Genomic DNA, 16,025 nt, shown 5'->3' on the forward strand with positions numbered 1-16,025 from the left:
TACGAATTGGAAAACAGGGCTAATAGGAAGAAATGGAATTGGTAAATCAACACTGTTTAAGCTACTTCTAAACCAGGAAATTTATAAGGGGAAAATCAGCAAAAGTGTTGACTTTATTAAATTCCCACCCAATATAAGTGATACTTCAAAATTGGGGATTGAGTTATATAAAGAACTAATATTAGATGAGGAAGAATGGAAATTATTTAGAGAACTTAATTTGCTGAATGTAGATGAGAATCTTGTTTACAGAGAGTTTGAAACACTTTCTAAAGGAGAACAAACAAAAATCCTTTTAGCTATTTTGTTTACAAAAGAAGATGGTTTTTTACTTATTGATGAACCAACAAACCATTTAGATATGGACGGAAGAAAAATTGTAAGTGAATATCTGAAAAGTAAAAAAGGGTTTTTGTTAATATCTCATGATAGAGATTTTTTAGATGGTTGTATCGATCATGTGATTTCAATTAATAGAAATTCTATTGATGTTCAATCAGGAAATTTTACATCATGGTATGAAAATAAATTGATGAAAGACCAATTTGAAATCAGTCAAAATGAGAAAATAAGAAAAGATATTAAGCGATTAAGGGAAGCAGCGAGACAAAGTAAAATTTGGGCGGATAAAATTGAAAACATGAAAAATGGCGTAAAGGTATCTGGCGTAAAGCCAGACAAGGGTTATATAGGACATCAGTCCGCTAAGATGATGAAGAAGTCCAAGAATTTAGAGAATAGACAAAATAAGGCAATAGAAGAAAAACAGATTTTACTAAAAGATATTGAAACAAAGGAAAGTCTATTATTGCATAATTTACATCATCATAAAAATTCTCTAATATCAATTGACAATTTATCATCATACTATGGAGAAAAGCAGATATTAAGCAATGTAAGCTTTGAGATAAAACAAGGCGATATAGTAGCTATATATGGTAGTAATGGCAGTGGAAAATCAACCTTGATTAAAATTTTATTAGGCTTAAATCATGAATATACAGGTGAGATAAAATTAGCAAGTAATTTAAAAATATCCTATATTCCTCAAGATACATCTAATTTAATAGGGAGTTTAAATGAGTATATTCATAGGCAATCGGTCGATGAAACATTGTGTAAAACAATTCTTAGAAAATTAGATTTTGCTAGAGAATTATTTGAAATGGATATGAAAAATTATAGTGATGGACAAAAAAAGAAAGTTTTAATTGCTGTAAGCTTGTCAAAACCAGCTCATATTTTTGTTTGGGACGAACCGCTGAATTATATAGATGCAATATCTAGAATACAAATTGAAGAAATTATAAAAGAAGCAAAGCCGACACTAATATTTGTTGAACATGATAAGCGATTTGTAGAAAATATAGCAAATAAAATAATACAATTATAACAAAATAAACAATTAACAATTAAAGACGAGGTTAATGTAGGACAGTAGATCAAATTGGTTTACTGTTTTTATTGTTTAAAATAAAAAAAGAAAGGACAAGAAAATGAAATTATAGATGAAAAAATTTTAATAGAGAATATCTTTGGTAGTGTGAAAATTTTTGTGTATTAGTGCCTTCTAACTAGATTGAACTGATGTTTTTTGAAATACAAAAATATTTTTAATTTTATTTATACATTTTATTTAGATTTTATACAAAAAAATACCACCAAGTAAATAGTTTATTAAAATTAGCTACTGCTTGGAGGTATTTGATTATATTTAAACTACGATTATTTTTCAATTACATTGTATCCCATGGCTTTTAAAATTCCTGTTACAGAATTTTCTGGAACTAAATGAGCGGATCCAACTAATATGAAGTATGTGTTTTTTCCATCTTTTTTTAGCATTGCATCTATTTTTTTTGCCATGCCCTTATCTCTTTCGCTTAAAAGTGCTTCGTTAAATTTTTCAGACTCTTCGTCTCCTTCAGCAGATAAAATAGATTTCATTTTAACTTTGTCGCCACTTTGCCAGGCATCTAGCAAATTGTCTAGACTTAAATTTATATTTTTATAGCCATTTTTTTCTATTTCACTTGTTAGAGATTCAATCATCTTTATATAGGATGCATTGTCAAAGTTTGCAAGGATATTGGATTGATACTCTATGGATTCAAGTTCTCCGATTTCAATTTTATTTAATAGACTTAGATTCATAAAGTAGGATTCAACTCCAAAACTTGCTCTTGCAGTTTCTCCTGATGGATCAATTGACAAAGTGTTGTAAACTGCCCAAGGTCTAAGAGTTTTTATATCAGCTTCCTTCATTCCAAAACCTTTAAATAAATTTAGAACTCTTGAATAAAGTTCATCTCCTAAATCATCTTTTAAAGTTTTGCCATCTTTATAGTAAATTTTTTCACGCATTTTTTTTGCTTCATCTTTTTTTGACAAATCAATTTCCATAAAAATCTTGTCGGAAGATTTTAGTGCATTTAAAATATTTTTGTCTATTGGGTAAAGGGAACTATTTCCAAGGTGAATTGAGCCAAGCATATAAATTTTATTTTCCTTGTTGTTTATTTCGTAGAAAAATCCTCTGGAAACTTTATCATTATCTTGCAAAACTTTATTCACAGCTCTTGAATATAAAGAGATCATCTCTTCTAGAGAAATTTTTGAATTTAAATACTTTTCATCTTCAGAACCTAAAAATATTTTTGCTTTTTTCAAATTTTTTATTTCAAATTTTTCATCTTTTAATAGTTTTGAAATTGAATTTAAAATTTCTCCACGAGTAAGTTTGTTAAAAGTGAAGTTTCCAGCTGTCTCTATGCCTCTTTCTTCAATTTTTTTCTTTGAAAGTTTATAACAAGTGTTGGCATCTTCCAATGTTACGGGTTTCCTAAAGTCCCTGCCATTGAAAAAATCTTTCGCAGGATAAAGTCCCATAAACTGTGCCTCGTTTAGGTCCTTTGTAGCCCACGGACTAAAAACTGGATTTTTAGTTTCGGATAAATTATCTTTTTTGGATTTTATCTCGTGAGCTTCTTTTATTTTTTTGTTTAAAGTATTTTGATTTTCCTCGATTTTTACATTTTCAGATTTAATTTCTGTTACAATAGGAGCATTAGCTGTGGCACTTGCAAAACTTGGAATTAGAAGTGTTGGAACTAAAACTAAAACAGAAAATATTTTTTTTAATTTAGTTAATTTTTTATTTTTATTCAAAATTTCACCTCATATAAATTTCTTTTAAGTTTTTTAAAAGTTTTTCATTTGAGTCATCGTTTAAAACACAAATCCTAAAATAATTTTCATCTAAATTTTTAAAACTTTTACAGTCTCGAATTACTATGCCCTTTTCCAAAAGGTTTTCGCGAAGTTCCGTCGACTTAATTCCATCTAAAATTTTTATCAAGATAAAATTCCCAAAACTTTTTTGAGGTTTCAAATTTTTTATTTTTGAAATCTCGTGGAATATATAATTTCTCCTTGAAGTTATAAAGTTAAAGACGCGAGAAATATAATCTTCATCAGAAAACATAACTTTGCCACAAATTTCTGCAACAGAATTTATTTGCCAAAGTATTTCTTTATTTTTAAAATAATTTAAAAAATTTTCATCAGAAGATAGTCCATAGCCAAGCCTAATGCCAGGAAGAGCAAAAAATTTGGATGTGCCCCGTACCACTGCAAGATTTTTATAAGAATCAATTAATTTTGTGGAAGAGTAGACTGATATATCTGTAAATTCTATGTAAGTTTCATCAATCAAAATTTTAGCATCTGTTTCTTTTAGAATTTTTTCAATTTCCTCTGCATTTAAAATTGTTCCCGTTGGATTATTTGGATTTGCAAAAACAACAAACTCAATTTTTTTTTCGATGATATTTTTGATAAATTCATCTAAATTTATTTTAAAATTATTTTTTTCATCTAATTTATACTCTATAATTTTTGAATTTATTTTTCTGAGTTCATTTTCATACTCAGAGTAACATGGCGAAAGGATCATGGAAATTTTTGGAGCAAAAAACTTTATGGCATCCTTTAAAATTTCTGTGGAGCCAAGCCCAAGCACGATATTTTTACTATCACAATTTACATACTTTGAAATAGAATTTCTTAAATCTATGTAATCTGCATCTGGATAAGTGGAAAGTAGATTCAAATTATTTTTTAGCTCATCGAGAGTTTTTTTGCTGGGACCAAGGGGATTTATATTTGATGAAAAATCCATGATGTCTCTTATATCAATGCCATTATTTTTTGCAATTTCAAAAACATTTGCACCGTGACTATTCATTTAAACACCTCTTTTCTATTGTACACTATTTTGTAAAATTTTTACATTTAATATATAATGTTAATTAAGAATAGGATGGGGTGGCTATGAATATTTTTTTAAACGATTATAATGATTTTGGTTCAAGAGAAATTTACGACGAAATAAGTAAAATTTTTGACGAGAAAATTTCTGGATATGGATTAGATAAAATTTCAAACTCTGCACGAGAATTAATTTTAAAAGAAATAGATAGGGATGCAGATATTGAATTTGTTTCAGGTGGTACTGCTACAAATATTTTGGCGACAACTTTTTGTTTAAGACCTTATGAAGCAGTTTTGTCTGCTTCTACTGGGCACATAACTCATCATGAGACGGGATCTATTGAGGCAACGGGTCATAAAGTTGTGACAATTAAAACCTCAGATGGCAAAATAAGGGCAAGTGAAATAAAAGATTTAGTGGAAAATCAATCTGGAGAAATTGATGTAAAAATAAAAGTTGTCTACATTTCACAAACAACAGAAGTTGGAACAGTTTATTCCCTTGAAGAGATAAAAGAAATTTATAGAGTTTGCGAGGAAGAAAATCTTTATTTATACATTGACGGAGCGAGAATTGCTCACGCAATGGCTGCAAATAATACAAAATTATCGGATTATGCTAAGTATTCTCATATTTTTTCTATTGGCGGCACAAAGAATGGTGCAATTTTTGGCGAAGCTTTGGTAATTTTAGAAGATGACTTGAAAAAAGATTTTAGATATTATTTAAAACAAAGGGGAGCCATGATGGCAAAAACTTTTTTGATAGGTTTGTCTTTTAAAGTATTATTCGAGGACGGACTTTATTACAAAAATGCAAAGAGAGCTTATGAAATGTCAAGACTTTTAGTTGAAGGTCTAAAGGAAATTGGAAGAGAGCCACTTTTTGGCGAATCAAACCAAATATTTATAAAGTCAAATCCAGATGAAATCAAAAAATTAGAAAAAGAAAATATTTTTGAAATAGATAATAGGAAAGACTCAATAATTAGATTAGTTACAAATTACAGAACATCAGAAGAAGACGTAAGAGGATTTCTAAATTCTATTAAAAATTAGGAGGAATTATGTTAGACAGAAATATGACGGTTGAAGCTGCAGTAATGGAAAACCCAAAAGTTTTAATGGAACTTCAAAAGCTTGGTGCAGAATATGATTTTATCGCTATGGAAAGTCTGGAAGACGCACTAAAATCTCTTGGCGAAAACTACGATGTCTTTATAAAAAAAGTTGAAGACCACACTGATTTTAAAGATATGCAAAGAGTTAGAAAGATGAATAAAGAAGAGCTCATAAACTATATTATAGACGAAATTCATCCTAAGGAACTTGAAACTATTGAAAAAATTGATGGCATTTTTAGAGGTGCAATCAAAAAATATTATAGAGAAAGAGGGGAACAACTTTTTGTAATTTATGAAGTGCTTCTACTAATTAAGGCAGAACTTGTTTCACACTTTTCTAGCGAAGAAGAGTTTGAATTTAAGGACTCTTTAGCAGGAAAGAACGTGGATTTTGAAAATCTTATTGCAGAACATGAAAAGACAATTGGACTTTTTGACAGAATAAAATATCTAACTCGCGACTATAAGATGAATGCAGAGGAGCCTGAAGTTAAAGAACTTAACAAACTTATGGGTGAACTTGACGAAGACATGAGAAGACATATTTACATCGAAAACGAAATTTTATTTAAGATGTAATAGCAATTAATAAATAATTAGAGATGGTTTAGCTTTGCTAGACCATTTTTTGATTATTTTAGTTACATAATTCCAATTGGTTTATTTTTATTATAAAAATTATTGAGTATATCAATTTTATCTCCTTTACCAATTCTTTGAAAAAAATTAATAGTATTTATTATTTTAGTGCTATATTTTGTTTTTATAAGATTTTCCTTTGTAACTGTTTTTTATTGTACTAAGAATTATTTTGAAATACTTGTAAAAAAATCAAAGAAGTGTTACTATAAAAACATAGACACCCCAGGGGGAGTGTAGGAGGCAATATGGAGAAAAAATTTGATGTGAGTGGAATGACTTGTGCATCTTGCGTTGCCAATGTAACTAAAGCTGTGGAAAAGCTAGATGGCGTTATAGATGCAAATGTAAATCTCATGACCAACTCAATGAGGGTAAATTACGACGAAAATAAAGTAAATGATGAAAAAATTATAAATTCGGTGGAGAAGATTGGCTACGGAGCAAGAGTTGCTGGTGAAAAAAATTCAGTAGAAAATAAAATAGATAATAGGGAAAAAAATTTAAAAAATAGACTTATTTATTCAACTATTTTTATGCTCGTGCTAATGTATGTAGCCATGGGACATATGGTAAAATTACCAAGTCCATGGATTTTCCAAGGGAGAGAAGGTTCAATAATTTTTGCATTCACACAATTTCTTTTGGCACTTCCAGTAGTATACATCAATAGAGAATTTTACATTTCAGGATTTAAGGGACTGAAAAACAGGGCGCCAAACATGGATAGTTTAGTTGCCATAGGATCATTGGCGGCATTAGTCTATGGTATTTTTGCCATTTACATGATGGCTTATGGCTTTGGATATGGCAAAATGGAAATTGTTGATAATTACAGACACAATCTTTATTTCGAATCCTCTGCCATGATTTTAACTTTAATAACAGTTGGAAAATATTTGGAAGAAAAATCTAAAAATAAAACGAGGTCATCAATTTCAAAACTTATGGATCTTGCACCCAAAGTGGCAACTGTAATTGAAGATGATAAAGAAACCCAAAAAAATATTGAAGATGTAAGGATTGGCGATGTTTTAATTGTAAGACCAGGAGAATCTGTTGCAGTTGATGGTAAAATAATAGAGGGTTCTTCATCTCTCGATGAATCGGCAGTAACGGGTGAATCTATGCCAGTTTCAAAGTCTATTGGTGATAGAGTTATCTCTGCATCAATTAACACAACGGGGTCCTTTAAATTTGTAGCAGAAAAAGTTGGCGAAGATACGACAATTTCACAAATTATTAAATTAGTGGATGAGGCAAATCAGTCCAAGGCACCAATTGCAAAATTAGTAGACAAAATTGCAGGAATTTTTGTGCCAGCAGTTTTAATTATTTCGCTAGTAACCTTTGTAGCGTGGATGATAATGGGATACGGATTTGAAACTTCTCTTAATTTTGCAATTTCAGTTCTTGTAATATCTTGTCCTTGCGCCCTTGGACTTGCAACTCCAGTTTCAATAATGGTTGCGACGGGTAAAAGTGCGGACTTTGGACTACTCTTTAAAAATGCAGAAGTTTTAGAAAATCTTAGCAAAATTGATGTCATAGTCATGGATAAAACTGGTACTATAACAGAGGGAAAACCAGAAATAACAGATATTATAACAGACCTAAATGAAGAAGAATTTATAAAAATTGCGGCATCAGTGGAAAAAAATTCACAACATCCACTGGCATCTGCAATATTAAAATATGCTAATGAGAAAAAAATAAAATTAAAGAATGTAAATAATTTTAATTCAGTTAGTGGTAGAGGTCTTAGTGGGACTTTGGATGGCACAAAATACTTTGCCGGCAACAAAGAGTTTATGCTTGAAGAAAAAATCGACACAAAAGATTATGAAAACAAAGCAGAGAAGCTTCAAGAAGAAGGCAAAACATCAATGTACTTTGCAAATTCAAAGGAAGTTATTGGCATAATTTCTGTAAAAGATCTTCCTAAAAAGAGTTCTAAAGATGCAATAGGACTTTTAAGGAAAATGGGCAAGAAAATAATTATGTTAACTGGCGACAATGAGAAGACTGCGGAGGCCATTGCTAATGAAATTGGCGTTGATAAAACTTTTGCAGGATTGCTCCCTGAAGACAAAAATAAAAAAATTGATGAAATTCAAAAATCTGGTGAAAAAGTCCTAATGATTGGCGATGGAATAAATGATGCACCATCTCTAGCTAAGGCTGACATTGGAATGGCAATAGGGCATGGCACAGATGTGGCAATTGAATCATCAGATGTGGTGCTAATGAGATCTGACCTTTTAGATGTAGTATCTGCACTTGAACTATCAAAAGCAACAATAAAAAACATCAAGGAAAATTTATTTTGGGCATTTTTCTATAATACAATAGGAATTCCCATTGCTGCGGGAATTTTATTTCCAAAATTTGGCATAAAATTATCGCCAATGATTGGAGCCTTTGCCATGAGTATGAGTTCAGTTTTTGTTGTAAATAACGCTCTTAGGCTTAGAAAATTTAAGCCAAGGGGTATAAATTCTGTAGAAAAACACAATGAAAATATAGAAACTAAAAAAGAAAAGGTAACTACAATAAAAGTTGGTGGAATGATGTGTGAACATTGCGAAAAGAGAGTATCTGAAGCAATAAAAAACACAAAAAAAGCAAGAGAAGTAGTTGCAGATCACAATAGTGGGACTGTAAAATTTATTGACGAGGGAATAACACCTAAAGAGATAAAAGAAGCAGTTGAAGATGTTGGTTATGAAATTATTAAAAATAAAGGAGAAGATAATATGGAAAAATTTTTAAAAGTTGAAGGAATGTCTTGTAATCACTGTGTAGCATCAGTAAAAAAAGCACTAGAAAGTGTAGAAGGCGTGTCTGAAGCCAATGTATTGTTAGAAGAAAAAAGAGCAGAAGTAAAACTCGACAAAGAAGTTTCATCTGATGAGCTTGTAAAAGCAGTTGAAGAAGCAGGTTATTCTGCAAAAATAGAAAAATGAGAGCAGAAAAAGATGTGCAGCTTAGAAAATTAAAAACTGTTAGAGGACAAATTGACGGACTCATAAAAATGGTTGAAGATGACAGGTATTGTATAGACATTTCAAACCAACTTATGGCAGCAATTTCCATCTTAAAGAACATTAACAGAGATGTCTTAACAGCACATTTAAAGGGCTGCGTCAAAGAATCTTATAGTAAGAGTGAAGGAGAAATCGACGAAAAAATTGAAGAAATAAATAGCATAATAAATAAACTTTCAAAGTAGGAGTTAATTATGAAAAAAATAGTAATTTTATTTATTGTTTTGGTTTTTTTAACATCTTGCAACAAAGGCAAAGACTATGAAGTAAAATTTAACTCCGGCGAAAGCTATAAATTTGAAGAGTTATCTGTGAAAGTAATTGACGATGAAGAAAAAATGACCACGAAAGAAATTTATAATAGCCTTGATGACAAAGATCAAGAAAGAGTGGAAGAAATAATAAAATTACTTGAAAAATGTGAAGTTGTCGACGGAGGATACGCTTACGCCTCAATACCAGACCACGAGTCTTTGTTACTTAAATTTAAAAATAAAAAGGACGAGGACACAATTTATATGTATGATACCAAAAGAGATAGAAATACAAAAAAATTTCACTACACATTTTCAGGTAGTCTTGGAAAATACGATAGTCCAGCAATTTTTTCTGATGAAGATTTAATTTCAAAGATAAAAAACATAATAAAAGAATAAAATGACAAGGAAAAATCACGGTAAAAAAGTACCGTGATTTTTTATAGATTTTTACCAAGTGCAAAGCCCTGTCTTTTCTTGTATTTTCCAAAGTAGTCTTATAAGAAATCTATTTTCATAAAATTTTTCTAAAGGCAAAGTATATTCGCCATTTTCATTATTCCATATTCTAGAAAAATACTCTTCCATTTCTCTTGGCAAGGTAGAATTTTTTTCCATTTCCACAGCCAAATCTGTTTCCAAGTTAAAATTATCTAAATTTCTCCTTGTGTAATTTGCACTTCCAAGTATTGCGAGGGGATTTTTGTCCTTAAATTTAAAATAAATAAACTTTGTGTGAAACTGCTCTCCAGAAGTTTGATACCAGCGAATATTTATGTCTGGATAATCTTCCTTTAATTCAGAGAGGGCAGGTCTATTTGGCGTGCCATTTTTTTCAAGACCAAAGGCATCTTTATTTAGGTCGGCGATAATTTTAACATATGCTCCACGCTTTGAAGCTTCACCTAAATCTTTTAAAATTCTAAATTCTGAAAGATAAAACATTCCGAGATTTATTTCATCACCTTTTTTCGTTTTTCTTATATTTTTTGAAATTTCTTCATAAATCTTTCCCTCAGTGATGATTTTTAATTTGTAAGGAGAAGTAATTTCTTCTGCCTTAAAATTTTCTATTACATTAGGAAGTTTGTCAAAAAATATACTTTCAGATTTAATTAAATCTTCCATAGATTTGCCGCGAAAGACCATGGCAACATTGGAATGGTAAGCACTTGGGTCGTGTGGATTTGCTGATGCAATTAAGGCTTCCTTTTCAGAAATCACAACTTTTCTGTGATTGCCCTTAAAGTTTGAGAGCTTTAAAATTGATCTCACATTTACTTTTTCTGCGTCTTTGTCAAAAAAGTTTTTGATCCAGCCACTGCCAGATGTACCAAACCATTTTACATAGGCCCTGTAACCGCCAGATATTAATACATTGGAATCACGCATTTTATTCAAATCTGTAACCACAACATAAATTCCATTTTCGCGAAGTTTTTTTAAATTATTTTCTTCATAAGCTCCGTAAAAATTATTTATTGGATCTGTAACAAATAAAATTGGCATCTCTGGATTTTCTTTTTTCTTTGCAATTAAAAGATCAGTCATTTTTTCTACTTGATTAGGGAAGTCCATGGACTTGTCGTATTCATCGTTGAATAGGAAAAAATCAATCATTAGAAATTTTTGAGCATTCTTTATAGTTTCCATCTCGCGATTAAAGATTTTTTGCTGGTGAATTCTCTTTCCATCTTTCAGATAAGTAAGGTCGTATAAAAATTCACAATCGGCAGGCTTAAACTCACTGGAAATATCAGTTCCAGCTGGGTTTTTTGTATTTAAGCTGTATAAAATTGGCAAAAAAATAATCAATAAAACAATTAAAATCATAATTTTCTTTTTCTTTTTCAAAGCTCCCTCCTTTAGCTTATTATAGCAAAATTTATGAATTAATTTGTAAAAATTATATATAAAATTAAAGTTGACAGGTGTTATATAGTGTTATATACTGTTATGCAACAAGGAGAATAGAATGAAAATTATTTTGGTAAATGGATCTGCAGTTCCTCTTTATGAGCAGATAAAAAACGCAATTAAAGAAAATATTTTAAAAAATTTTGTGGCTGCTGGTGAACAACTTCCTTCAGTTAGGAGTCTTTCCAAGGATTTAAAGGTAAGCATCTTGACAGTTAAAAAAGCTTATGACGAACTTGAAGCTGAAGGATTTGTTGAGTCGCGACAAGGTCTGGGAACTTTTGTATCTATAAAGGACTCTGAAGTAAAAAGAGAAGAATTACAAAAAAATTTAGAAAATCACTTACAAGAAGCAATAAATTTGTCGGCAGAGTTAAAGTTAGACAAGAAGACAATTATAGAATTATTTGAATTTTTATATGATGAAAGGGTGGACTATGATAAATAAAATTGAAGTAAAAAATTTAAAAAAGAATTATGGAAGTTTTACTCTTGGACCAAATTCTTTTGGAATAAAAAAAGGATTTATCACAGGTTTTATTGGCAAAAATGGAATGGGAAAGACGACTACAATAAAGTCCATACTATCATTAATTAATTATGAAGGAGAAATTTTTGTTGATGGGAAAGATGCAAGAGGTTTAGAGTATCTTCAAGATGTGGGAATAATTATGGACGATTCTTTTTTGTCGAAAGATTGGAACATTTCTCTTGTAAATGAAGCAATGAAATGTGGCTATAAAAACTGGAATGAAGAAAAATTTTTTGATTATTTGAATAAATTTGAGATTGAAAAAAATAAAAAGGTTAAAGAACTTTCACGAGGAATGAAAATAAAGCTTATGTTTTCAATTGCTCTATCCCATGATTCAAATCTTTTAATTTTAGACGAGCCAACAAGTGGACTTGATCCAAGTATGCGCGATGAACTTACAGATATTTTAAAGGAATTTGTGGAAGATGAGAAAAATACAGTATTATTTTCAACTCACATAACAGAAGATTTAGATAGAATTGCTGATTATATAATTTTTATAGATAAGGGAAAAATTATTGACGACTGCAGTAAAGAAGAATTTGAAGAAAGATATTTGGTATTAAAAGGTGGAGAAGAAGAATTAAAACTCTTAGAAAATTTTGAAGTCCTTGGCATAAAATCAAGCGCAACCTACTTTGAAGCACTTGTGAAAAATATAAAAGAAGGGAGTATCCCAGAAGGAATAATTGTTGAAAAGCCAGATATAAATAAAGTTTTAGTTTTATATGGGAGGAAAAAATGAAAGACATTAAAAAAATAATTAAGCTAGATTATATTTCTATTAAACCCTATTTTACATTAAAAAATTTAGCAATAATGGTTTTATTGTATTCATCTTATTGTTATTTAAGTAAAAATCCATTTATTGCAATGTCAATGCCACTTCTTTTTGCAATAATTTACTCATCTTATCCCTTCTTAATTGGAGAAGAAGCTGGAATTGACGGACTCTATAAAATTTTTGGGATAAATTATAAAAATGTTGTGAGAGGAAGATATGTATTTACCTTAGTTTTATTTGTTATAAGTATAATAATTGGATTAATTTTTTCCATTGCGGCATTATTTTTTGTGGGAAAAATTAATATACAAATAGTATTTGCAAATATAGCAGCTTATCTCATAATTTATGTAATTTTAATTTCGCTTCAATATCCACTTTATTTTAAATATGGATACAAGAAGGCAAAGACATTGTCATCTTTTACTTTTCTTGCATTTGGAGTTTTGTCATTTGCCACAGTATATCTTAGGGACAATATAAAGGGTATGCTAATACTTATGACTGAAAATAAATTTTTTAGCCTTTTAATAATAACATTGATTATTTTGGTTATAATCTCTTCTTCAGTAAAGATATCAGAAAAATACTATAAAAAAAGAGAGTTTTAAAAACTAAATATTCTATCAGTGTCATATATATTAAGAAAAAATTTTTAATGGCTTTGTAATATCCACAGATAAATCGTTTTTCAATCAATTAAATACACAAAAGAACACTAGTGAATTACCTAAAAGTAAGTTTACTAGTGTTTTTTGATTAAAATTTTTTATTTTTAAAATAACTCATGACAAACTTTTTAAATTCAAGCTCATTTTTGTTGAGTTCTGATCCCTGTAACCATATAAAAGAGAAATCCCTTTCAAACAATTTATCTAGTTTAAATACATCTACATTTGAATGTTTAATTTTTTCTGAATTTAGTGTAATTGCTGGTCCAAGTCCGCTTTCTACAAAAGAATGTAACTGAATATCTGACGAAGCATTATAAAGAATTTTGGGATGGAAATTATATGCTTGATATATTTTTTTAATATTGTTGGCCATAGGATAAGATTCATTAAATGCGACAAAATTAGTATTTTCAAAAATAGAGAAGTCACTTATTTTATCTATAAAATGGTATCTATTTTTAGGAGCGATTAAAACAAATTCTTCTTTGAATAAAGAATAATTAATTATTAAAGGATCGTCGATCCTATTACAAAATCCAAACCTACATTTACCAGATTTTACACTTTCAACAACAAAATTTGAATCAGTGCCTGTTGAAAGCTTAAAGTTTATTTTTTCTTTAGGGAAACTAGTATTAAATTCCTTCAATAGATTAGCTATAAAATCAGAACTTAATGAATCAATAGATATTAAATTTATACTATCCAATTGTTCCTTTGAAAAAGCGGTAATTTCCTTTAGACAACTTTCGTAATTATTTAAAATATTATTTGCGTATTCTAAGAAAATTTTTCCAGAGCAAGTAATTTTAATATTTCTGCCAGATTTAATAAATAATGTAGTACCTAATTCTTCTTCTAGAGAAGCTATTGAGTAACTTAAACTAGAAGTGGATATTAGATTTTCTTTTGCGGCATTTCCATAGTGTTCATATTTTGCTAAAGATTTAAAATAATATAATTGCTGTATATTCAAAAAATCACTCCCTTTGTTTCAAAATTTTGTACAATCAAGCAAAATAATCGAATGATTAATTATTTACATAATACCCTATTTTCAAGGTTTTGTCATGATATAGTGATAAATTTAAAAAAAATCACAAAAAAATTAGGCAAAAACAGGCATTAATCATTCAAAAAAACTAAATGATTGAGCGAAAGATTGGAGAGGAGGAAAACGATACCTCAATTTGAAATCATTGAATACCAACAAATTTGAAGATATTATAAAGATACGGAAAACAATTTCAAAGAATTTATTAAAGGAAGGGATTATTTTGGCAAAAGAAGTTACACAAGAACAATTAAGTGAATTAAAAGAATTAGTTGAAAGAGCAAGAAAAGCACAAAAGGTTATTGAAAATTATACTCAAGAAGAAGTAGACAAATTATGTCGTGCAATATGTGCAAAGTTATATGATGCAAAAGTTTGGGCAGAATTATGTGATGAGGCTGTAGACGAAACAGGATTAGGAGATAAAGTTACAAAAAGAAATAAAAGAAACAAACTTAAACTAATCCTAAGAGATTGTATGAGAGCAAAGAGTGTTGGAGCTATTGAAGTAGACGAAGAAAAAGGTATTACTAAATACGCAAAGCCAGCAGGACTTTTAGCAATTTTAGTACCTACAACAAATCCTTGTTTAACACCAGCAGGTCAAGCTATATACTGCGTTAAAGCAAGAGACGTAATGATTTGTTCACCTCACCCAAGAGCAAAAAACGTTACTAATAAATGTGTTGATTTAATTAGAGAAGCTCTTGTAGAAAATGGAGCACCAGCTGATATAGTTCAATGTATTAAAAACCCATCAATTTCATTAACTCAATATTTAATGGCTGATGCCGATCTAGTTATCGCAACAGGTGGAAAAGCAATGGTTCACTCAGCATATAGCTCAGGAACACCAGCTTATGGATCAGGAGCAGGAAATGCCACTGTTATTATTGATGAAACTGCTAATACTGATGAGAGAATTAAAGAAGCAGCTTCTAATACAAGAATTTCAAAAACATCAGACTTTGGATCAGGATGTTCATGTGATGGAAATTTAGTAATCCATGAATCAATCTACGATAAATTAGTTGAAGCTTTAAAATCAGAAGGCGGATACCTTTTAAATGATGAACAAGCTGAAAAAGTTAAAAAAGTAATGTGGGATGAAGAAGGACACAGACTTCCAAAAACAGTTGCAATTAGTCCTCAAAAATTAGGAGAAGCTGCAGGAATTGAAGTTCCAGAAGAAGCTAAGTTCTTAATGGTAACTGGAGGAGGAATGGAAGGCGTTGGAAAAGAACACTTCTTCTCATCTGAAAAATTAACTACATTATTGACTTTATTTAAATATGAAGGAGATTTCGAAAATGCCCTTGACATGATGAGAGCATTATTTGAAGTAGGCGGAAAGGGACACTCATGTGGTCTATATTCATTTGACGATGATCACATTGATGCACTTGGAAAAGCTGCTCCTGTTTCTAGAATTATGATTAGACAACCTAATAACAAGGGAAATGCTGGATCAGCAACAAATGGTATGCCTGCTACATCTTCTATGGGATGTGGAACTTGGGGTGGAAATATTGTATCTGAAAATATAGCACTTAAACACTATATAAACACTACTTGGGTAGCAAGACCTATTAAAGAAGATATGCCATCACTTGAAGAATTATTCCAAGAATTTTATGTAGAAGGAATGGATCAAGAATAATAGAAAAATAAAAGGATGTTTAAAAGCTACTTTTTTAAGTGGCTTTTAAACAAATATAAAAC

Annotated in this window: 14 protein-coding genes; 10 read left to right on the plus strand and 4 right to left on the minus strand. The window is 29.9% G+C overall.

Annotation, left to right across the window (positions count from 1 at the left end):
* Window positions 1–1,393: ribosomal protection-like ABC-F family protein (gene abc-f / locus MR285_RS06445; protein WP_293559209.1), on the plus strand; the 1,393-nt coding region annotated here is incomplete at its 5' end.
* Window positions 1,394–1,725: 332 nt separating this feature from the next.
* On the opposite strand, the gene MR285_RS06450 is transcribed toward abc-f, so the two are convergent.
* Both MR285_RS06450 and MR285_RS06455 read right to left on the minus strand, forming a co-directional pair.
* Window positions 1,726–3,168 (minus strand): TraB/GumN family protein, encoded by a 1,443-nt coding sequence (locus tag MR285_RS06450; protein WP_293559211.1) that lies wholly within the window; start codon window positions 3,166–3,168, stop codon window positions 1,726–1,728.
* Between the two features lie 4 nt (window positions 3,169–3,172).
* The gene (locus tag MR285_RS06455; protein WP_293559213.1) at window positions 3,173–4,246 is read right to left on the minus strand and encodes a histidinol-phosphate transaminase; all 1,074 of its coding nucleotides are present in this window, start codon (window positions 4,244–4,246) and stop codon (window positions 3,173–3,175) included.
* An 86-nt stretch (window positions 4,247–4,332) separates the two neighbouring features.
* On the opposite strand from MR285_RS06455, the gene MR285_RS06460 reads away from it, so the two are divergent.
* From MR285_RS06460 to MR285_RS06480, 5 genes are all read left to right on the plus strand, one after another.
* Window positions 4,333–5,331: an aminotransferase class I/II-fold pyridoxal phosphate-dependent enzyme gene (locus MR285_RS06460; RefSeq protein ID WP_293559215.1), complete on the plus strand. Its 999-nt coding sequence runs from the start codon at window positions 4,333–4,335 to the stop codon at window positions 5,329–5,331.
* 8 nt (window positions 5,332–5,339) lie between these two features.
* Window positions 5,340–5,975 (plus strand): hemerythrin domain-containing protein, encoded by a 636-nt coding sequence (locus MR285_RS06465; protein ID WP_293559217.1) that lies wholly within the window; start codon window positions 5,340–5,342, stop codon window positions 5,973–5,975.
* Window positions 5,976–6,283: 308 nt separating this feature from the next.
* Window positions 6,284–9,001 carry a heavy metal translocating P-type ATPase gene (locus tag MR285_RS06470; protein WP_293559219.1) on the plus strand — a complete coding sequence of 906 codons (2,718 nt, stop codon included), beginning with the start codon at window positions 6,284–6,286 and terminating at the stop codon, window positions 8,999–9,001.
* Window positions 8,998–9,267 carry a metal-sensing transcriptional repressor gene (locus MR285_RS06475; protein ID WP_293559221.1) on the plus strand — a complete coding sequence of 90 codons (270 nt, stop codon included), beginning with the start codon at window positions 8,998–9,000 and terminating at the stop codon, window positions 9,265–9,267. The genes MR285_RS06470 and MR285_RS06475 overlap by 4 nt, the downstream gene beginning before the upstream one ends.
* A 9-nt stretch (window positions 9,268–9,276) precedes the next feature.
* Window positions 9,277–9,738 (plus strand): hypothetical protein, encoded by a 462-nt coding sequence (locus tag MR285_RS06480; RefSeq protein ID WP_293559223.1) that lies wholly within the window; start codon window positions 9,277–9,279, stop codon window positions 9,736–9,738.
* Window positions 9,739–9,789: 51 nt separating this feature from the next.
* On the opposite strand, the gene MR285_RS06485 is transcribed toward MR285_RS06480, so the two are convergent.
* Window positions 9,790–11,193 (minus strand): phospholipase D-like domain-containing protein, encoded by a 1,404-nt coding sequence (locus tag MR285_RS06485; protein ID WP_293559225.1) that lies wholly within the window; start codon window positions 11,191–11,193, stop codon window positions 9,790–9,792.
* 121 nt (window positions 11,194–11,314) lie between these two features.
* Between MR285_RS06485 and MR285_RS06490 the strand changes: the two genes are divergently transcribed.
* The 3 genes from MR285_RS06490 to MR285_RS06500 are packed head-to-tail and all read left to right on the plus strand — an operon-like array spanning window position 11,315 to window position 13,186.
* Window positions 11,315–11,704, plus strand: coding sequence for a GntR family transcriptional regulator (locus MR285_RS06490; RefSeq protein ID WP_293559227.1), 390 nt, complete (start codon window positions 11,315–11,317; stop codon window positions 11,702–11,704).
* Window positions 11,694–12,536 (plus strand): ABC transporter ATP-binding protein, encoded by an 843-nt coding sequence (locus MR285_RS06495; protein ID WP_293559229.1) that lies wholly within the window; start codon window positions 11,694–11,696, stop codon window positions 12,534–12,536. The genes MR285_RS06490 and MR285_RS06495 overlap by 11 nt, the downstream gene beginning before the upstream one ends.
* On the plus strand, window positions 12,533–13,186 hold the full coding sequence (locus tag MR285_RS06500; protein WP_293559231.1) for an ABC-2 transporter permease: 654 nt from the start codon (window positions 12,533–12,535) through the stop codon (window positions 13,184–13,186). The genes MR285_RS06495 and MR285_RS06500 overlap by 4 nt, the downstream gene beginning before the upstream one ends.
* Before the next feature lie 148 nt (window positions 13,187–13,334).
* Here MR285_RS06500 and MR285_RS06505 read toward each other — a convergent pair whose 3' ends face one another.
* Entirely contained in the window at window positions 13,335–14,225 is an 891-nt protein-coding gene (locus tag MR285_RS06505; RefSeq protein ID WP_293559233.1) for a LysR family transcriptional regulator, read from the minus strand.
* A gap of 301 nt (window positions 14,226–14,526) precedes the next feature.
* Here MR285_RS06505 and MR285_RS06510 point away from each other — a divergent pair, with 301 nt between their 5' ends.
* The gene (locus MR285_RS06510; protein WP_293559235.1) at window positions 14,527–15,963 is read left to right on the plus strand and encodes an aldehyde dehydrogenase family protein; all 1,437 of its coding nucleotides are present in this window, start codon (window positions 14,527–14,529) and stop codon (window positions 15,961–15,963) included.
* Window positions 15,964–16,025 lie beyond the last annotated feature (62 nt).

The organism is Peptoniphilus sp. (genome assembly GCF_022767005.1).
Lineage (GTDB): Bacteria > Bacillota > Clostridia > Tissierellales > Peptoniphilaceae > Peptoniphilus_A.